Below are 18,941 nucleotides of genomic sequence, written 5' to 3' on the forward strand. Positions count from 1 at the left end.
TTTAATGAGCGACCATATTCTCGATAAAAATAAGTATCGAATCCTGTTTCATCAATATAAACAGGTGCTAAGTGCTTTAAACTATTAAATTTTTTAAGAAATAAAGCTACTTTTTCTGGGTCTTGTTAATAGTAGGTGTGATTCTTTTTTTTCGAGTGTACCCCATAGCTTTGAGAGCATAGTGGATAGTAGTTGGATGACAGCCAAATTCAGAAGCTATTTCAGTCAAATAAGCGTCCGGATTGTCAGTAAGATAGTTTTTAAGTCTATCTCTATCAACCTTTCTTGATTTTGTTCCTTTTACTTGATGGTTTAGCTCTCCTGTTTTCTCTTTTAGCTTTAACCAGCCATAAATAGTATTACGTGAAATTTGGAAAATGTGTGATGCTTCTGTTATACTACCTGTTCTCTCACAATAATCGAGAACTTTTTTACGAAAATCTATTGAATATGCCATAAAAAGATTATACCACATTATGTACTGTTTTAGGTTCAATCGACTATATTTGTAGTGGGTAAATCCCCTATGGATATTATGGAGCCTATTTTTGTGTAGAAAAAAAGTCCCATAATATCTATAATGAAAAGCGACAAAACAACTCATTAGAAAGATTCATATGGAACAATTACATTTTATCACAAAACTACTTGATATCAAAGACCCAAATATAAAGATTGTAGATATCATCAATAAGAATACACACAAGGAAATCATCGCTAAACTGGACTACTCTGCTCCGTCTTGCCCTGATTGTGGAAATCAAATGAAGAAATATGATTTTCAAAAGGCTTCTAAGATTCCTTACCTTGAGACGACTGGTATGCCTACTAGAATTCTCCTTAAAAAGCGTCGTTTCAAGTGCTATCATTGCTCTAAATTGATGGTCGCTGAGACTTCTATCGTCAAAAAGAATCATCAAATTCCTCGCATCATCAATCAAAAGATTGCGCAAAAGTTAATTGAAAAGACTTCTATGACTGATATTGCCCATCAGCTATCCATTTCAACTTCAACTGTCATTCGTAAGCTCAATGACTTTCACTTTAATCATGATTTTTTTCGTCTTCCAGAGATTATGTCTTGGGACGAGTATGCCTTCACTAAGGGAAAGATGAGTTTCATTGCACAAGATTTTGATAAACTCAATATCATCACTGTTCTTGAAGGAAGAACACAAGCTATCATCAGAAATCACTTTCTTAAATATGAGAGTTCTGTCCGATGTCGCGTCAAAGTCATTACTATGGATATGTTTAGTCCCTACTATGATTTAGCTAAACAGCTTTTTCCAAATGCTAAAATAGTTCTGGATCGTTTCCATATTGTCCAACACTTAAGTCGAGCTATGAATCGTGTACGTGTTCAAATCATGAATCAATTTGAGCGAAAATCTTATGAATACAAGGCTATCAAACGCTACTGGAAGCTCATCCAGCAAGATAGTCGAAAACTCAGCGATAAGCGATTTTATCGCCCTACTTTTCGCATGCACTTGACGAATAAAGAGATTCTAGACAAGCTTTTGAGCTATTCAGAAGAGTTGAAACACCACTATAATCTCTATCAGCTCTTGCTTTTTCACTTCCAGAATAAAGAACTTGACAAATTTTTCGGACTTATTGAGGACAATCTAAAACAGGCCCATCCTCTTTTTCAGACTTTATTTCTCAGTAGCGACTATCTTTATCGCGCATGCCTACGGCATTCAATTTTCTTTATCAAGTCTCTTGTTTACTGTTTTGCTTTTGACCTTGATTGGAAAAACTGCAGCAACTGTGCCATCAGGTGCTATCGTGGTTCTATTAGCAGCAGCACCTCAATTGGGCTTACCAGTTGAAGGAGTCGCCTTGATCTTTGCAGTTGATTTCTTTGTCAATGCTGGCCGTACTATGATCAATGTTTTGGGTCAAATCTTAACAGTCAGCGTTATTGAAAAAACAGAAGGATATATTTTAGAAGAAAAGGAAAGCCAACTATCAGTCAGCTTTTCTTAAGGAGATGATAAGTAATGAGTGAAGCAAAAGTTTATGTAATTCATGAGAATCTTGAATGGACTCAGCATTTGGTCAAATGGTTGGAAGAGTTAGAAGTTCCATATGAACTGTGGGATTTGTCTAGTGGAATTTTGGATCTACAAAGCCCACCGCCACAGGGTATCTTTTACAATCGTATGTCTGCATCCTCTCACACTAGAGGACATCGCTATGCACCAGAATTTACAGAGCAGGTCATTACTTGGTTAGAAGCGCATGGACGCAAGGTTGTAAATGGAACTGGTGCTATCAACCTAGAAATCAGTAAAGTCAAACAATATTTGAAGTTAAATGAGTCGGGCATTGAGACTCCTGCGACAGTTGCAGTTTTGGGCCAAGAACATATCATTGAAGCAGCAAGAAAATTGAACATCTATCCTTTGATTACCAAGCACAATCGAGCAGGTAAGGGATTAGGGGTTCAACTCTTCCAAAATGAAGAAGAATTGGAAGCTTATGTCAATAGCCCTCTCTTTGAACCATCAGTGGACGGAATCACCTTGTTACAAGCCTACATCAAACCAAGTGATGGACGTATCCGTCGTTCAGAGTTTATCAACCAGAAGTTCCTTTATACTGTTTCAATCGATTCTTCAGATGGTTTCCAACTGTGCCCAGCAGATGGTTGCCAAATCGGTAAGAGACCAGAGCAACTGGAAACATCTGAGAAATTCCAGATTACAGAACCTCTACCAGATGACCGAAGAGAAGCTTATGAAAACTTCCTTAAGAATGCTCAGATTGAAGTTGCGGCGATTGAATGGGTTCAATCAGAGAGTGGAGACATTTATGTCTATGATGTAAATACCAACACTAACTACAATCCTACCGCAGAAAAAAATGCCAATATTTTTGCCCACCAACATTTGGCTCAATATCTAAAAACAGAATTGCAAGCCCTAACGAATGGACAATAAAGTAACTAATTCAAAAATCCCCCAGTATTAAATGACTGGGGGATTGATTTGTTTATACTCTTCGAAAATCTCTTCAAACCACGTCAGCTTCCATCTGCAACCTCAAAATAGTATTTTGAGCTGCCTTCGTCAGTTCTATCCACAACCTCAAAACGGTGTTTTGAGCAACCTGCGGCTCGCTTCCTAGTTTGCTCTTTGATTTTCATTGAGTATTAATCGATAAAAAATTATTGCCTTGCTTTAAAGTCTGGATCCTTTAGGCTTTGAACACTGGCATTGATCACTGCACCGATAATCAATATCTTGGCAATGATAATAAACCAGAACATCATGACAACAACGATGATGGAACTGAAAAATCGAACGTCGACTAGATAGTTAACATAATTGTTGAAATAAGCTGAAAAGATCGTTAATAGAGATATGAGAGTGACAAACACGAATAGACTTCCAGGAAGGACGTAACGAATACGACTGACTTTCACGTTTGGAAGGAAATAATAGAGCATGATCAAGATCGCAAACAGAAAGACATAAATCAGCGGTCCTGTAAGATCCTGTAAATATGCAAATAGAGAACTTTCGGATTTCCAGTAGTTTTTTAGCAGATCCAATAACATATGACCAAACATACTTAGAAATAAGGCAAGTGCAAAGAGAATTTGAAGTCCCAAACTAACTAGGAGACTCATCAGTTGGTGTGAGATAATTCCTCTATTTTTTGCAATTCCATAAGCTTTGTTAAAGGCCTTTTGAAGGAAATTCATGGATTTTGAAAAGGTCCAGAGGGCTGATATCACCGCAAAACTCAAGAGTCCAGCAGACGGTTGCGTCAGGACTTCACGAGCAATCTTTGCTACTACATCATAGATCGTGTCTGGTAAAAGTTCTTTTAAGGTTAGTAAAAAATTAGAGATCGGAATTTGAAAATAAGGCAAGATATTGACGGCTATCATAAGTAAAGGGAAGATTGAAATCAACCAATAGTAGGCAACGGCTACACTAGTCAACTCACTATCAGAGGCTTGATAGTAGTGTAAAAAAGCTTTTAATAAGGGTCTATCGTTCAGCTGTTTCCACAACTTTTTCATTTCACAAACCTCCAGTTTTTCTTGTTTTGTATAGACTTTAATTTCTGCGAACTAATTCCATCATATCATAAGGCAGTGTGTTGGCTGATTCTTTTAGGGAATAAGTTTCTAGGTTGTTTACATTTTGTCGTAGTTTTTTAGCATACTGGGCTGAGATGAGTTTTTGTTTCTCGTATTCAAAGATACACTTACGTTCTAGATAGTAGCCTCTCAACATTTCATCGATGTTGTTGGGTTTAATACGATTGATAACCCGCTCTACAAAGGCACCACTGGTAATATGACTGGTTTCACGTAGACGAGATTCCTGCATAAAGCTAATTAGAGAACTCTTATAAATCCCTTTGAGGTTTTCTAAACTTTCGATAATGATTTCAGTGTTGGCTAGATAGAGCTCTGCAATCTGATCATAATCGATGGCCAGAAGTCTTTGGGTTTCTTTGTTCTTCAAGGAACGGAGGGTTTTGCCAAATGTGAGCAACTCGTGTAGGAGAAAACGTACAATCCGAATAGAAACAAGGAAGTAGTAGGTTAGGCGAGAAGCAAAGTTTCGTTTAATATTTTTCTCCATGCTTTTCAGATAACGTTGGTAGACACGATATCCTCTTTCGCCGATTTTGCCTTCTTCATAGGCCTGCTCCAAACCATCGCTCTCGATACTGAGAATCAAGAGTTTAAGAGCTTCCCAGTCTTCTTGGATTTCTTTATTTTCTTGGCTGAGGATGAGATTTTCAATCCGTCCATGATAGTTATCAATCGCAGCATAGAGTGGAACCTTGTTTTTAGTATGGTTCAAATCTCTCTCTAACTCCATGGCAACATCATTTAGGATAGCGATGTGCATGAGATGATCCTTAGATGGCTCTTGCTCTTCTGAAAGGTGTGGCAAGACCAGTAATCCAGTAAGAAAACTTACAAGGGTTACACCTGCGACGAGGAAGAGAAGAAGAGGATATTCTTGTTCCAGATTAGTAGGTATCAAGAGGATGGTGGCGATAGACACTGTTCCTTTAACTCCAGAAAATGTCAAGAGAAGCATATCTTTAACATACTTGTGGAGACTTTTTTGAAGTTTCTTAATCCGAAACGCGTAAAAACCGTAAATCATTACAAAGCGGATAGCAAAGAGTAGGAAGGTTAAAAGAAAGACTGTGACAAGAAGAAGCACATTGTTATAAAAAGCACTCTTAAGAATCGGCTCAGCAATCATCTCCAGTTCCATTCCTAACAGTACGAAGACAGAACCATTGAGCATAAAGGTAACAGTGTGCCAAACGGTCTCAGTCACTGTATCCACTTGAGCTTCGAGAAGATTTATCTTTTTAAAACGACTGGCTTTTAAAATACCAGCGACAACGACCGCGATAATTCCAGAAACATGAATTCCTTCAGCTATGAAGAAGGTTAGAAGTGGTAAACTAAGATCCAGCAAGAGTTCACTGGCTATATCAGTAGCTCGAACACTGAGTAGAAAAGTATGGAGGAAACGATTGATTAAGGCTGTTATAAAGCCGACTGCAAACCCTCCAACGATGGAAATAGCTAGGGAAATTCCTGCTTGAGCGATTGAAAAGGTTCCCGTTGTCCATGCGATGAGAGCAACACGAAAGGCAATTAGCCCAGAAGCATCATTAAGGAGTCCTTCCCCTTTTAAGATATTTGAAATTCGTTTTGGAAATGTAAACCGTTCAGAAAGGGAAGCAAAGGCAACCAGGTCAGTAGGACCAAGTGCAGCCCCTACGGCTAGGCAGGCAGCTAATGGTAAGCTCGCCCAAAGAACATGGGCAAGTCCCCCCATGCTTAGAGTAGATATAAAGATGACAGGGAAAATTAGATAGAGAACGATTCTCCAGTGCTTTAGGATAGAGGTTACATCTGCTTCTTGAGCTTCACGAAAGAGGAGCGGGCCGATTACCAAAGCTAGAAACAACTCAGTATCTAAGTGATATTGGTTGTTGGGTAAGCAAAGACCAAGTCCGATTCCCAGAAGAATCTGAATCAGGGGCATGGGTAAAAAGGGAAGAAGTTTATTGGTCGTACTAGAAACAATGAGAACAAGCAAAAATATCAAGAGATAAAAAAGTAAATCCATCTTCTACCTCCTTATTTTTGTTTTCGACAAGCTTCAAAAAGTTCCTTTTGTTCTTGGATTTTTTGATCAATTTTCGAGCAGTCCTTGTGCTCGATTTTCTTCTGACAACGCTCCATTTCAAGTGTTATCATTTTTTTCTTGATTTTCAGCATCTTCTTGCTCATATGAGCTTCATCTAACATACCAACTGCCCGTTCATGTTGGGTTGATTCTACAAAGTTGTGGCGAAGAGCTTCTATTTTATCTCGTAGGTATTGTTTATCCATGTCGATACCTTTCTAATTTTTCAATCATGACTAAAAACGGTGGATTGTTGATTTGGTTGAGAGTGCGATAGATCGTAGCAGTATATTCTTGTTGTGGTAAGTGACTGACAAAATCCATGACTGCATCCCGTTCGATATCACCGCCTTCATGCCCATAGTAAATCATGATGGCTATTCGTCCACCTTTAACTAGCATTTGGCAAAGTTTCTCCAGTGCTTTAATAGTTGTTTGAGGTTGGGTGATAATGCTTTTATCAGCTGAAGGAAGATAACCAAGATTAAAGATAGCTGCTTTCACCTCGGTTACAAACTGATCCACGGTTTCATGACCTTGTAGGATTAATTCTGCATTGGTCAAACCAGCTTCTTGTAGACGTTGACTAGTCTTTTCTAGAGCTTGTTCCTGTATATCGAAAGCATAGACTTGTTTAGCTAACTTAGCTAGAAAAAGGGTATCATGGCCATTTCCCATGGTCGCATCAACGACAATATCCTCTTGGGTGATGACTTGGGCAAGAAAATCATGCGCTATTTCAAGTGGTCTTTTCATTCATAAACTCCTGTTTTACAGCCTTGCATCCTTGGACGCTACCGCGTCGTCTCATTTCAGCCTCAATGCTATTTAGAACTTCCCATTTATTGAGACTCCACATAGGACCAATCAACATATCCCTAGGCGCATCACCCGTAATCCGATGGATGACAATATGCTTGGGAATAATTTCTAGTTGGTCACAGATGACCTTGACATATTCATCCTGACTCATGAGCTGCAAACGACCTTCATGATAGTCGCGTTGCATTCGAGTGTTGGTCATGAGGTGAAGTAGGTGAAGTTTAATCCCTTGGATATCATTGTCCCTTACACAACGCCGAACGTTTTCTACCATCATTTCATGAGTTTCACCTGGCAAACCATTGATCAAATGGGCAACAATCTCGATTTTAGGATATTTTCTCAAGCGCTTTACAGTCTCCACGTAGAGTTCATAGGAGTGGGCGCGGTTAATCAATTCTGAAGTTTCTTCATAAGTAGTTTGTAAGCCTAACTCTACGGTAACATGCATTCGCTCTGATAATTCTGCCAAGTATTCAATTGTCTCATCAGGAAGGCAATCTGGTCGAGTTCCAATATTGATGCCAACTACACCTGGTTCGTTGATAGCTTGTTCATAGCGCTCGCGAATCACTTCCAGCTTTTCATGAGTATTGGTAAAATTTTGGAAGTAAACCAAATACTTTTTAACATCTGGCCACTTACGGTGCATAAAGTCAATTTCCTTATAGAATTGCTCGCGGATAGGTGCATCAGGAGCAACGATTGCATCTCCAGAACCAGAAACCGTACAAAAAGTACAGCCCCCATGTGCTACAGTTCCATCGCGATTGGGACAATCAAAGCCAGCATCAATAGGGACTTTAAAAGTCTTTTCTCCAAATAAATTTCGATAATAATCATTCAAGGTATTATAGGATTTCATAGCTAATATTATATCAAAAAAGACTCGCAAACTCAAAAAAGGTCAGCAAGAGAGAGCGTGCCTAGAAAGTGAAACGACAGAAAAAGTCAAATTTTTTTTATAAAAGCCTTTACAAAAAAATAAAAAGTGGTAAAATTAAAACATAAACATGCGCAAACGTTTTCGTAAAACGTTTGCCGAATAAATATAAAGGAGATTTGAATGATGAAAGATACATTCAAAAATGTCTTGTCTTTCGAGTTTTGGCAGAAATTCGGTAAGGCTCTAATGGTGGTTATCGCTGTTATGCCAGCGGCTGGATTGATGATTTCAATCGGTAAGTCACTTGCAATGATTGACCCAAACCTTGCTCCCCTAGTTATTACTGGTGGCGTACTAGAGCAAATTGGTTGGGGGGTTATCGGTAACCTTCATATTTTGTTTGCCCTTGCTATTGGAGGAAGCTGGGCTAAGGAACGTGCTGGTGGTGCTTTTGCGGCAGGTCTTGCATTTATCCTTATTAACCGTATCACTGGTACAATCTTCGGTGTATCAGGGGATATGTTGAAGGATCCTAACGCTATGGTTTCAACAATCTTTGGTGGATCTATCAAGGTTTCTGATTACTTCATTAGCGTACTTGAGGCACCAGCGCTTAACATGGGGGTATTTGTAGGGATTATCTCAGGTTTTGTTGGAGCGACTGCTTTTAACAAATACTACAACTTCCGTAAACTTCCTGATGCACTTTCATTCTTTAATGGGAAACGTTTTGTACCATTTGTAGTTATTCTTCGCTCAGCAATCGCTGCAATTCTTCTTTCAGCTTTCTGGCCACTGATTCAGACAGGTATCAACAACTTCGGTATCTGGATTGCCAATTCACAAGAAACAGCACCAGTACTTGCACCATTCTTATATGGTACTTTGGAACGCTTGCTCTTGCCATTTGGTCTTCACCACATGTTGACTATCCCAATGAACTATACAGCTCTTGGTGGTACTTACGATATTTTAACTGGTGCAGCAAAAGGCACTCAAGTATTTGGACAAGATCCACTTTGGCTTGCATGGGTAACAGACCTTGTAAACCTTAAAGGTACTGATGCTAGTCAATACCAAACATTGCTAGATACAGTTCATCCAGCTCGTTTCAAAGTTGGACAAATGATTGGTTCATTCGGTATTTTGATGGGTGTGGCTGCTGCTATTTACCGTAATGTTGAAGCAGACAAGAAACACCAATACAAAGGTATGATGATTGCGACAGCTCTTGCAACTTTCTTGACAGGTGTTACTGAGCCAATTGAATATATGTTCATGTTCGTTGCAACACCTCTTTACCTTGTCTACGCTGTTGTTCAAGGTGCTGCCTTTGCTATGGCTGATATTGTTCACCTTCGTGTGCACTCATTCGGTTCAATTGAATTCTTGACTCGTACTCCGCTGGCTATCAACGCTGGTCTTGGTATGGATATCATTAACTTTATCTGGGTAACTGTCCTCTTTGCTGTAATCATGTACTTCATCGCCAACTTCATGATTCAAAAATTCAACTATGCAACTCCAGGACGTAACGGAAACTACGAAACTGCTGAAGGATCATCAGAATCTGCTGCTTCTGGTGAGTCAAAAGTTGCAGAAGCTTCTCAAGCTGTTAACATCATTAACCTTCTTGGTGGACGTGCTAACATCGTTGATGTGGACGCATGTATGACTCGCCTTCGTGTTACTGTAAAAGACGCTGGAAAAGTTGGAACAGAGGAACAATGGAAAGCTGAAGGAGCTATGGGACTTGTCATGAAAGGACAAGGTGTCCAAGCTATCTACGGACCTAAAGCTGACGTTTTGAAATCAGATATTCAAGACCTTCTTGACTCAGGTGAAGTGATTCCTGAAACTCTTCCAAGTCAAATGGCAGCAGCTCAACAAGATGCTGTTGTATACAAAGGTGTGACTGAAGAAGTTTACTCAGTTGCTGACGGTCAAGTGGTTGCCTTGGAACAAGTAAAAGACCCAGTATTTGCTCAAAAAATGATGGGTGATGGATTTGCGGTGGAACCAGCAAACGGAAACATTGTATCTCCAGTATCAGGTACTGTATCAAGTATCTTCCCAACTAAACACGCTCTTGGTCTTGTGACTGAAGCAGGCCTTGAAGTACTTGTTCACATTGGTTTGGACACAGTAAGTCTTGAAGGAAAACCATTTACAGTTCATGTTGCTGAAGGACAAAAAGTTGCGGCAGGTGATCTTCTTGTCACAGCTGACTTGGATGCTATCCGTGCAGCAGGACGCGAAACTTCAACAGTAGTTGTCTTCACAAATGGTGATGCGATCAAATCAGTTAAATTAGAACAAACAGGTTCTCTTGCTGCTAAAACAGCAGTTGCAAAAGTAGAATTGTAATATTTAGGAGGTTGGAAGCTGTTTCCAACCTCTTGTTTATAGGAGAAAAGCATGAAGTTTTTAACACTCAATACCCATAGTTGGATGGAAAAAGATCCTGAACAAAAGTTCCAACTTTTACTTCAAGATATACTTAAAAACAGTTATGATTTGATTTGTTTTCAGGAAATCAACCAGGAAATCACCTCAGCGCAAGTAGAAGCTGGTGCACTTTATCAGCCATTACCATCGGCTGAGCCGATTCATCAAGACCACTATGTGCGACTTTTGGTAGAGAAGTTGGCTGAGCAAGGTCAAAACTATTATTGGACTTGGGCCTACAACCATATCGGTTATGATCGCTATCATGAGGGTGTGGCAATCCTATCTAAAACACCAATTGAAGCTCGTGAAATTTTGGTTTCAGATGTCGATGATCCGACAGATTACCACACTCGTCGTGTTGCTCTAGCAGAGACAGTAGTTGAAGGTAAAGAACTTGCAGTTGCCAGTGTCCATCTCTCTTGGTGGGATAAAGGCTTTCAAGAGGAATGGGCGCGCTTTGAAGCAGTTCTGAAAGAATTGAATAAGCCACTCTTGCTAGCAGGTGATTTTAATAATCCTGCAGGTCAAGAGGGCTACCAAGCTATTTTAGCTAGTCCACTAAACTTACAAGATGCATTTGAAGCTGCAAAAGAAAGAAGTGGTAGCTACACCGTTCCACCTGAAATTGATGGTTGGAAGGGAAACAGCGAACCTCTTCGAATCGATTATATCTTTACGACAAAGGATATGCAGGTAGAAAACCTTCACGTGGTCTTTGATGGTAAAAACAGCCCACAGGTGAGCGACCATTATGGTCTCCAAGCAGAATTAGCTTGGAAAGACTAAATAAGGTATTTTAGTAAAAACAAACCAGTCCCCCTTCTATTAGCAGAAGGGGTTGATTTATTTAAGGAGTTAATATAGTTAAAGTTTTTTATTGAATAACTTGTAAAAAAAGATAAAATCCTTTAAAATAAAAAGTGTTGGAGGAATTTATGATTGTAAATCAAATAAAGCGTATGATCCCGACGCTAAAGGTAAATAATAGAAATCTAAATGAATCATTTTATATTGAGACTTTGGGGATGAAACCTTTGCTTGAAGAGTCAGCCTTCTTATCACTAGGAGACCAGTCAGGCATTGAAAAGTTAGTTTTAGAAGAGTCACCAAGTATGAGGAGCCGTAAGGTTGAAGGGATTAAAAAATTAGCTAGATTACTTGTAAAGGTAGAGAAGCCATCTGAGATTGAAGCCTTACTAGCTAGAATGGAAGAAATCCCTCAACTCTATAAGGGAGCTAAGGGATATGCTTTTGAGCTTCTTTCTCCAGAAGGGGATTGTATTCTTATTCATGCTGAAGATAATATCAAAGATTTGAAAAAAGTTGAGGAAGAAGTCACTTTTTCAATAGATGAGAAACTGAGATATTTGACAGCCTTTGAAATCTCGGTGGAAATCAACTTGCCAGATGAGACATCAAGCCTGCTTGAAAAAGAAGAAATCGAAAATCGACTAGCTTTTAATCAAGCTCAAGGGAGCGATTTACTGGTTGAAAATAATGTAACTTGGGACTTGTCCATGTTGAAATTTCAAGTAGAGAATTTAGATTTGCCTGTATTGCGTCAGCGTTTTGAAGAAGCTGGTTACTTTATTCCAAAATCGGAGAAGTTTTTCCTAACTAAGGATACCAACAATATTGAATTGTGGTTTGAAGCAGTATGAAACAAAAAATCATTCAAAAAATAAAGCAACAAATTGAGGCGGGGATTTATCCTGGTGCCTCTTTTGCATATTATCAGGATGGCGTTTGGTCTGACTGGTATCTAGGAGAAGCAAATCCAGAAATTGGTGAGCAGACTCGTGAGGACTTGGTCTATGATTTGGCAAGTGTCAGCAAGGTTGTTGGAGTAGGAACGGTCTTAACCTTCTTGTGGAAGGAAGGTAAGATTGAGCTTGATAACTCCATAAGAGACTATCTTCCAGAAGTAGATTATCCAGACATCACTGTTCGTCAACTCCTAACGCATGCGACAGATTTGGATCCTTTTATCCCAAATAGGGATCAGCTTTCAGAAGACCAGTTGAGGAATGCCATGTATCATTTGAATCGCCGAGAGAAGAGAGCCTTTCTCTACTCGGATGTGCACTTTCTCTTGCTAGGTTTTCTCTTGGAAAACTATTTTGAAAAGGACTTGGATCAGATTTTACAAGAGCAAGTTTTGGATCCTTGGGGAATGAAGGAAACTCAGTTTGGTCCAGTTAACTGTGCTGTTCCAACGGTCCGTGGACAGAAAGCAGGAGTGGTCCATGATCCCAAGGCTCGTTTGCTTGGAAAGCATGCAGGTAGTGCAGGTTTGTTTTCGACAGTTCATGATTTAAAAATCTTTCTAGAGCATTATTTGCAGTATGATTTTGCTGCAGACTTAAGTCAGAATTTTTCGGATCTGAGTGATAAAGAACGCTCATTGGCCTGGAATCTTGAAGGTGATTGGCTGGACCATACAGGCTATACTGGGACCTTTATCATGTGGAATCGTAAGAAACAAGAGGCGGTAATCTTTTTATCTAACAGAACCTATGAAAAAGATGAGCGTGCCCAGTGGATATTGGACCGTAATCAGGTTATGGACTTGATTCGAGAGGCAGACTAGGGAGGAAGTATGTCAAAAGTTTTAAAAGGAACTCTTTATACAGTCATTGCAGGTATTGCCTGGGGCTTGTCGGGAACCAGTGGTCAGTACTTGATGGTTCACGGGATTTCAGCTCTCGTTCTGACCAATATCCGTTTGATAATCGCTGGATTACTCTTGGTTCTTCTGGCTTATACTAAATCGAGGGATAAATTTATGGCTTTTCTGAAGGATAAATCAAGCCTGTTTTCTCTCTTGATATTTTCTTTATTTGGTCTTTTTCTAAATCAATTAGCTTATCTATCAGCTATTCAGGAGACAAATGCTGGGACAGCGACAGTTCTCCAGTATGTCTGTCCAGTTGGAATCCTTGCTTACACTTGTATCAAGGATAAGGTGGCTCCGACGCTTTCAGAAATCATTTCTATGTTTTTAGCTATAGGTGGGACCTTTCTCATTGCAACCCATGGGCAATTGGATCAACTCTCGATGACTCCAGCTGGTTTATTTTGGGGTTTGTTCTCGGCCCTAACCTATGCTCTTTATATCATTTTACCCATAAAATTGATTCAAAAATGGGGGAGCATTTTGGTTATTGGTGTTGGAATGACCATCTCTGGTTTTTTAGCAGTGCCTTTTACAGGGATTATCGGTGCAAGTGTCCCCTTAGCTTTTGATACCATTCTAGCTTTTGCCGGCATCATTCTGATTGGAACGGTCTTTGCCTATACAGCCTTCCTAAAGGGAGCCAGTATGATAGGACCAGTCAAGTCTAGCCTTTTGGCTTCGATTGAGCCTATTTCAGCAGTTTTTTTCGCCTTCATGATTATGGGAGATATTTTCTATCCGATAGATTTTATTGGAATGGCTATGATTTTATTAGCTGTAACAATTATTTCATTGAAGGATTTAATGCTTGAAAAGAAACATCATTCCGCTTAATGGATTAAAACAGTCTTTGATAAGGCTGTTTTTTAATCTTCCAGCAAGTTGGTTCATATAATTTTTTTATAATCAATCCATATTATTAAAGATAAGGAGGGAATATGAAGTTTCTACAAAGTATTCATCCTGCTAGACCTTGAAAATACTTAAAATAGTTTGATATCTTAATCGTTACTGTTCTAATGTTTGGAGAGTTTATCATTCGTTCTACCCAACAATTTATGGGGAGTTTATCGCCTTTAACTCTTACTAGCGTCGCAGAAACTACGAAAAATCTAGCAAGTGATGGGGCAGCTTATTCTAGCAATTTCAATTTTCAATTGATGATGTTAGGGATTACCTTCCTTTATCTTGTGATTCGAAATTATGATTTTAAACAGCTTCCTATACGTTGGAGCTGGTCTGTTTTAATTTGGGTTCCCCTTATCTTTGCTGTAGTTGGGATATTCGGTGATATCATTACAACCCTTAGTGGTGAGTATAATTATTTCAATCCTCAACTAATTCCTTTTATAGACCCTATGGAAATCATTCGAAAATTTATGGCTTTGACGCCAATGGTCATTGGCTATGCTCTTCTAATAAATGGTTTTTATGAAGAATTTTTCTTCTTGGGATTGCTGACTTCAGTAAAAGAAAAGCATCAGTGGCTGGTTCTAGTATATTCTGTAATTGTACGAATTTCTTTCCATACCTATCAAGGCTTACTCTGGGCCTTGGTTATTGGGCTTGTTTATGGTCTCTTTTATTATTTTTTGTACAAGTATGTAGTCAAGAATTTACTGCCATTCTTTCTCATGCATGCTCTTGCAGATATGTTTGGATCCAGTCTCTTGTATCTCTTGATTGCTTGGGGAAATTAAAAAATCAAACTTTTTGACAACAGTCAAATGAGTCACTGTATCAAAGTCTTCTTGTTCATAAAAACGAGGTCGGGATTTCGGTCCCGACCTCTTGTTGATTCTATATGGATTAGTCTTTGTTTTCGTATGGCAAGATTAGGTTTAAGAGGATACCTGTCATAGCTGAAAGAGCAGTTCCTGAAAGTGTCACTGGACCGAGTTTAAGGATTGCGCCACCAAGTCCAAGTACCAACATGGCACTTGCGATGATAAGGTTACGCATTTGACCGAAATCAACACGTTCTTTAATCAAGACTTTCAAACCGTTGCTGGCGATAACTCCGTAAAGAAGGATTGACATACCACCAAGTACAGCGTTTGGAATTGTTGAAATCAAAGCAGTAAATTTACCAAGGAAGCTGAGGGCAATTGCGATAAAGGCAGCGTTACGGATAACTGAGACAGAAGCGATACGAGTCATACCGATAACCCCTGTATTTTCACCGTAAGTTGTATTTGCTGGTCCACCGAGGAAGGCAGAAACTGAAGTTGCGATACCATCACCAAGAAGAGTACGGTGTAGACCAGGTTCTTTCAAGAATTGGCGTCCACAGATTTGACCTAAAACGGTATGGTCTCCGATATGTTCAGAAATCGTTACGATTGCGATTGGTAAGATGGCAATTGTTTCAGGACCGAAGTATAGATCGTATTGTTTGAATGCACCACCTGTATTGAATGGTAGGTAGAAACCAGGGATTTCAAACCAGTTAGCTTCAAGAACAGGAGTGAAATCAACTAAGCCGAGAGCTAGGGCAAAGAGGTAACCACCGATAATGGCAAAAAGGAATGGGATGATTCGTAGGAAGCCTTTTCCTTTTGTATTGATAAAGGCAGCAATCAAGAAAGTAACAACGGCTACAAGAGCGTTTTTCCAGTTTCCGTCAGCTACAAGACCAGCGTTGGTAACAGCTGAACCTGCAAGTCCAAGACCGATAACGATGATCATAGGACCGATAATGATTGGAGGTAAGAGTTTGTCGATCCATTTTGTACCTGCAAAGCGAACACTTGCAGCAACAAGGACATAAACAAAACCAGTCAGGATAACCCCTGTCTGAGCAGCAGATACATCGCCTCCCATTTCTTTCATGGCAAGTGACATAGCTGTGATAAAGGCAAAAGAAGAACCCAGATAAACTGGAACTTTAAAGCCAGTAGAGATCATGTAAATGAGTGTTCCTACACCTGATGCAAAAAGGGCAACCGATACAGGCATTCCCAAGATCAAAGGTACCAAGATGGTTGCACCAAACATGGCAAATACGTGCTGGAAGCTAAGAAGAATTCCCTTTCCAGCTGAAGGACGTTGGTCAACGTCTAATAACAAATCAACAGTTGATTCCTGTTTCATATTAACCTCACTTTTGGGCATCAAAAAAGAGCCCATTATTTTATAGCAATAGGCTCCCAGAGTAAGACCTCTCTAAAACAAGAATCCTTCATCAAGTTTTAAAGAGTTTTATATAGATCTGCGCCTTCGTCACCTCACGGGATGACATTAAAAACCTTTGCTTAGGATAGTATAGCAGAAAAAAATGATTTTGTAAATCATTTTTTCCCGAGCCTTGAAATAAGAAAGCGAGGTATGATTTTGTAAATCATTTTTTCCCGAGCCTTGAAATAAGAAAGCGAGGTATGATTTTGTAAATCATTTTTTCCCGAGCCTTGAAATGAGAGAGCGAGGCATGATTTTGTAAATCATTTTTTCCCAAGCTTTGAAATAAGAAAGCGAGGTATGATTTTGTAAATCATTTTTTCCCGAGTCTTGAAATAAGAAAGTGAGGTGTGAATTTGCAGATTTTTAATCTTTCTAAAGCGGACGTTTGTTAGGCATGCCAGCCTTTCTTGGGTATTTATTTGGAGTTTCCTTTTTCTTTTCAACAATAGTGATAAAGCGAGGGTCTCCATTAGGAAGTGTGTAACTGAGATTTTCTTCAACCTTACTAAAGAGAAGATTGAGGGCATTTTTAGCTTCAGTTAATTCCTCTGGTGCGTTGCTAGCCTTAAGAGCTAGCAATGTTCCACCGACTTTCAGGTAGGGGATAGTCAACTCAGATAATACCTGCATACGGGCAACTGCACGAGCTGTAACGATATCAAACTGAGCACGGAAGTTCTTATCTTGGGCGAAGTCTTCAGCACGTCCATGATAGAAGTGAACATTTTCTAAACCTAGTTCTTGGGCTAATAGATTAAGAAAGTTGATACGTTTATTGAGAGAATCAATAATGGTTACCTCTAGCTGAGGATAGAGAATTTTCATGGGAAGGCTAGGAAAACCTGCTCCAGCACCGATGTCTAAGAGTTTAATGGGCTGGTTTTCAATCAATCCCTGTAAAATAGGAGCTATGGAATCATAGAAGTGTTTGAGATAGACTTCTTCTTTTTCTGTAATAGCAGTCAGGTTGATTTTTTCATTCCATTCAACCAAGAGTTCAAAATAACGCTCAAATTGAACTTTTTGCTGGTCAGAAAGAATAATATTTTGTTCAGCAAGTAATGTGTAAAAAGTTTCTGGTTTCATAGTAGTTTCCTTCTTTAGTATCATCTTATTTTACCACAAAAAGATAGAAATTTGATATACTGGTACTAATCTAAAAACAGAAAGGAGATATCAGATGAATTGGATTATTCTTGGAGTTCTTGCTCTTATTGGTATCTTTGTGATTCTTACCTATAATGGATTGGTTAAAAATCGCATGCAAACTAAGGAGGCATGGAGTCAGATTGATGTTCAGTTGAAACGTCGTAACGATCTCTTGCCAAACTTGATTGAGACTGTAAAGGGATATGCAAAGTATGAAGGTTCAACACTTGAAAGAGTTGCAGAGCTTCGCAATCAAGTAGCCGCTGCAACATCACCGGCAGAAGCTATGAGAGCTAGTGATGCCCTTTCACGCCAGGTATCAGGAATTTTTGCTGTTGCAGAAAATTATCCAGACCTAAAAGCGAGTGGCAACTTTGCTAAATTGCAAGAGGAACTGACTAATACTGAAAATAAAATCTCATACTCTCGCCAACTTTATAATAGTGTTGTTAGCAATTATAATGTCAAATTAGAAACTTTCCCAAGTAACCTAGTTGCTGGACTCTTTGGTTTTAAAGTGGCTGACTTCCTTCAAACTCCTGAAGAGGAAAAGGCAGTACCTAAAGTCGATTTTAGTGGTTTAGGTGACTAGGATGTTGTATGATCAAATCGCGAGTAATAAGCGAAGAACTTGGATTTTACTACTAGTATTCTTTTTACTTTTGGCTTTGGTTGGATATGCAGTTGGTTACCTCTTTATGCGGTCTGGTCTTGGTGGCTTAGTTATCGCTTTGATTATCGGCTTTATCTATGCCTTGTCCATGATTTTTCAATCAACAGAGATAGTCATGAGTATGAATGGTGCGCGTGAGGTGAATGAGCAGACTGCACCAACCCTCTATCATGTCGTGGAAGATATGGCTATGGTGGCGCAAATCCCTATGCCACGTGTCTTCATCATCGATGATGCCAGCTTAAATGCCTTTGCTACGGGTTCAAATCCCCAAAATGCAGCGGTAGCAGCAACGTCAGGACTCCTTGCAATTATGAATCGTGAAGAGTTAGAGGCGGTTATTGGTCATGAAGTCAGTCACATTCGTAACTATGATATTCGTATTTCTACGATCGCGGTTGCCCTTGCCAGTGCCATTACGCTTTTATCAAGTATGGCTGGACGCATGATGTGGTGGGGAGGTGCAGGTCGTGGTCGTAGAAGTGATGACCGTGATAGTGGTGGACTTGAAATTATTATGCTAGTCGTTTCTCTCCTTGCAATTGTTTTGGCTCCCCTAGCAGCAACCTTGGTACAACTAGCCATCTCTCGTCAGCGAGAATTTTTAGCAGATGCTTCAAGCGTGGAATTGACTCGTAATCCTCAAGGTATAATCAATGCCCTTCGTAAGCTGGACCATAGTCAGCCTATGAGTCGTCATGTGGATGATGCTAGCAGTGCTCTCTATATCAACGATCCTCAAAAACGAGGTGGCTTGCAAAAACTCTTCTATACCCATCCGTCAATCTCAGAACGGATTGAGCGTTTGCAACATATGTAAAAATATCCAGAGTTTTCCTCTGGATTTTTGCATCAATCACCTCACTTGTGACTTGTCCTCTCATAAAAAAGTAGTATAATATATGTAAT

16 protein-coding genes and 3 pseudogenes are annotated in these 18,941 nt (G+C 39.4%); 11 read left to right on the plus strand and 8 right to left on the minus strand.

The features are described from left to right. Nucleotides 1–457 (minus strand): annotated as a pseudogene (locus QM406_RS07330) (IS630 transposase-related protein); the annotation flags it as partial. 160 nt (nt 458–617) lie between these two features. Between QM406_RS07330 and QM406_RS07335 the strand changes: the two are divergent. The 3 genes and pseudogenes from QM406_RS07335 to QM406_RS07345 form a co-directional block, all read left to right on the plus strand. Further along, nucleotides 618–1,667 (plus strand): annotated as a pseudogene (locus QM406_RS07335) (ISL3 family transposase); the annotation flags it as partial. Beyond that, nucleotides 1,660–1,995, plus strand: a pseudogene (locus QM406_RS07340) (cation:dicarboxylate symporter family transporter); the annotation flags it as partial. The pseudogenes QM406_RS07335 and QM406_RS07340, both read left to right, overlap by 8 nt. Before the next feature lie 14 nt (nt 1,996–2,009). After that, a complete protein-coding gene (locus QM406_RS07345; protein ID WP_075231830.1) occupies nt 2,010–2,951 on the plus strand; it encodes an ATP-grasp domain-containing protein in 942 nt (313 codons plus the stop codon). Nucleotides 2,952–3,178: 227 nt separating this feature from the next. Here the strand turns inward: QM406_RS07345 and QM406_RS07350 are convergent, their stop codons facing one another. The 5 genes from QM406_RS07350 to QM406_RS07370 are packed head-to-tail and all read right to left on the minus strand — an operon-like array spanning nt 3,179 to nt 7,881. Continuing rightward, nucleotides 3,179–4,042, minus strand: coding sequence for a YihY/virulence factor BrkB family protein (locus QM406_RS07350; RefSeq protein WP_075231831.1), 864 nt, complete (start codon nt 4,040–4,042; stop codon nt 3,179–3,181). A 37-nt stretch (nt 4,043–4,079) separates the two neighbouring features. After that, nucleotides 4,080–6,134, minus strand: a complete 2,055-nt coding sequence (locus tag QM406_RS07355) for a cation:proton antiporter (protein ID WP_414273835.1) — start codon at nt 6,132–6,134, stop codon at nt 4,080–4,082. 11 nt (nt 6,135–6,145) lie between these two features. Beyond that, nucleotides 6,146–6,400 carry a hypothetical protein gene (locus QM406_RS07360; RefSeq protein ID WP_075231833.1) on the minus strand — a complete coding sequence of 85 codons (255 nt, stop codon included), beginning with the start codon at nt 6,398–6,400 and terminating at the stop codon, nt 6,146–6,148. Next, complete coding sequence (locus QM406_RS07365) at nt 6,393–6,950, minus strand: class I SAM-dependent methyltransferase (RefSeq protein ID WP_414273836.1); 558 nt, start codon at nt 6,948–6,950, stop codon at nt 6,393–6,395. Before QM406_RS07365 ends, QM406_RS07360 begins: the two co-directional genes overlap by 8 nt. Next, on the minus strand, nt 6,934–7,881 hold the full coding sequence (locus QM406_RS07370) for a TIGR01212 family radical SAM protein (RefSeq protein ID WP_049504214.1): 948 nt from the start codon (nt 7,879–7,881) through the stop codon (nt 6,934–6,936). Before QM406_RS07370 ends, QM406_RS07365 begins: the two co-directional genes overlap by 17 nt. 201 nt (nt 7,882–8,082) lie before the next feature. On the opposite strand from QM406_RS07370, the gene QM406_RS07375 reads away from it, so the two are divergent. From QM406_RS07375 to QM406_RS07400, 6 genes are all read left to right on the plus strand, one after another. Next, nucleotides 8,083–10,269 (plus strand): PTS transporter subunit IIBC, encoded by a 2,187-nt coding sequence (locus QM406_RS07375; protein ID WP_414273837.1) that lies wholly within the window; start codon nt 8,083–8,085, stop codon nt 10,267–10,269. A 51-nt stretch (nt 10,270–10,320) separates the two neighbouring features. Continuing rightward, nucleotides 10,321–11,139, plus strand: coding sequence for an endonuclease/exonuclease/phosphatase family protein (locus tag QM406_RS07380; RefSeq protein WP_153225620.1), 819 nt, complete (start codon nt 10,321–10,323; stop codon nt 11,137–11,139). Nucleotides 11,140–11,288: 149 nt separating this feature from the next. Next, on the plus strand, nt 11,289–12,014 hold the full coding sequence (locus QM406_RS07385) for a CppA N-terminal domain-containing protein (RefSeq protein ID WP_371608343.1): 726 nt from the start codon (nt 11,289–11,291) through the stop codon (nt 12,012–12,014). Continuing rightward, entirely contained in the window at nt 12,011–12,943 is a 933-nt protein-coding gene (locus QM406_RS07390) for a serine hydrolase domain-containing protein (protein WP_371608342.1), read from the plus strand. Before QM406_RS07385 ends, QM406_RS07390 begins: the two co-directional genes overlap by 4 nt. Before the next feature lie 9 nt (nt 12,944–12,952). Next, entirely contained in the window at nt 12,953–13,864 is a 912-nt protein-coding gene (locus QM406_RS07395) for a DMT family transporter (RefSeq protein WP_414273838.1), read from the plus strand. Between the two features lie 164 nt (nt 13,865–14,028). Continuing rightward, nucleotides 14,029–14,730 carry a type II CAAX prenyl endopeptidase Rce1 family protein gene (locus QM406_RS07400; protein ID WP_414273854.1) on the plus strand — a complete coding sequence of 234 codons (702 nt, stop codon included), beginning with the start codon at nt 14,029–14,031 and terminating at the stop codon, nt 14,728–14,730. A gap of 109 nt (nt 14,731–14,839) precedes the next feature. On the opposite strand, the gene QM406_RS07405 is transcribed toward QM406_RS07400, so the two are convergent. Both QM406_RS07405 and rsmG read right to left on the minus strand, forming a co-directional pair. After that, nucleotides 14,840–16,123, minus strand: coding sequence for a uracil-xanthine permease family protein (locus QM406_RS07405; protein ID WP_075231856.1), 1,284 nt, complete (start codon nt 16,121–16,123; stop codon nt 14,840–14,842). Nucleotides 16,124–16,582: 459 nt separating this feature from the next. Then, nucleotides 16,583–17,296: a 16S rRNA (guanine(527)-N(7))-methyltransferase RsmG gene (gene rsmG, locus QM406_RS07410; RefSeq protein WP_075231840.1), complete on the minus strand. Its 714-nt coding sequence runs from the start codon at nt 17,294–17,296 to the stop codon at nt 16,583–16,585. A gap of 94 nt (nt 17,297–17,390) precedes the next feature. On the opposite strand from rsmG, the gene QM406_RS07415 reads away from it, so the two are divergent. Both QM406_RS07415 and htpX read left to right on the plus strand, forming a co-directional pair. After that, complete coding sequence (locus tag QM406_RS07415) at nt 17,391–17,951, plus strand: LemA family protein (RefSeq protein WP_075231841.1); 561 nt, start codon at nt 17,391–17,393, stop codon at nt 17,949–17,951. A 1-nt stretch (nt 17,952) separates the two neighbouring features. Further along, nucleotides 17,953–18,852, plus strand: a complete 900-nt coding sequence (gene htpX, locus QM406_RS07420) for a zinc metalloprotease HtpX (protein ID WP_414273839.1) — start codon at nt 17,953–17,955, stop codon at nt 18,850–18,852. Nucleotides 18,853–18,941: the final 89 nt, after the last annotated feature.

Origin of the sequence: Streptococcus infantis (assembly GCF_047465035.1) — a bacterium.
GTDB classification, from domain to species: Bacteria; Bacillota; Bacilli; order Lactobacillales; family Streptococcaceae; genus Streptococcus; species Streptococcus infantis_T.

Coding starts and splice junctions, on each gene's coding strand:
- QM406_RS07345 (WP_075231830.1), top strand. CDS start 2,010: ATGAGTGAAGCAAAAGTTTATGTAATTCATGAGAATCTTGAATGGACT.
- QM406_RS07350 (WP_075231831.1), bottom strand. CDS start 4,042: ATGAAAAAGTTGTGGAAACAGCTGAACGATAGACCCTTATTAAAAGCT.
- QM406_RS07355 (WP_414273835.1), bottom strand. CDS start 6,134: ATGGATTTACTTTTTTATCTCTTGATATTTTTGCTTGTTCTCATTGTT.
- QM406_RS07360 (WP_075231833.1), bottom strand. CDS start 6,400: ATGGATAAACAATACCTACGAGATAAAATAGAAGCTCTTCGCCACAAC.
- QM406_RS07365 (WP_414273836.1), bottom strand. CDS start 6,950: ATGAAAAGACCACTTGAAATAGCGCATGATTTTCTTGCCCAAGTCATC.
- QM406_RS07370 (WP_049504214.1), bottom strand. CDS start 7,881: ATGAAATCCTATAATACCTTGAATGATTATTATCGAAATTTATTTGGA.
- QM406_RS07375 (WP_414273837.1), top strand. CDS start 8,083: ATGATGAAAGATACATTCAAAAATGTCTTGTCTTTCGAGTTTTGGCAG.
- QM406_RS07380 (WP_153225620.1), top strand. CDS start 10,321: ATGAAGTTTTTAACACTCAATACCCATAGTTGGATGGAAAAAGATCCT.
- QM406_RS07385 (WP_371608343.1), top strand. CDS start 11,289: ATGATTGTAAATCAAATAAAGCGTATGATCCCGACGCTAAAGGTAAAT.
- QM406_RS07390 (WP_371608342.1), top strand. CDS start 12,011: ATGAAACAAAAAATCATTCAAAAAATAAAGCAACAAATTGAGGCGGGG.
- QM406_RS07395 (WP_414273838.1), top strand. CDS start 12,953: ATGTCAAAAGTTTTAAAAGGAACTCTTTATACAGTCATTGCAGGTATT.
- QM406_RS07405 (WP_075231856.1), bottom strand. CDS start 16,123: ATGAAACAGGAATCAACTGTTGATTTGTTATTAGACGTTGACCAACGT.
- rsmG (WP_075231840.1), bottom strand. CDS start 17,296: ATGAAACCAGAAACTTTTTACACATTACTTGCTGAACAAAATATTATT.
- QM406_RS07415 (WP_075231841.1), top strand. CDS start 17,391: ATGAATTGGATTATTCTTGGAGTTCTTGCTCTTATTGGTATCTTTGTG.
- htpX (WP_414273839.1), top strand. CDS start 17,953: ATGTTGTATGATCAAATCGCGAGTAATAAGCGAAGAACTTGGATTTTA.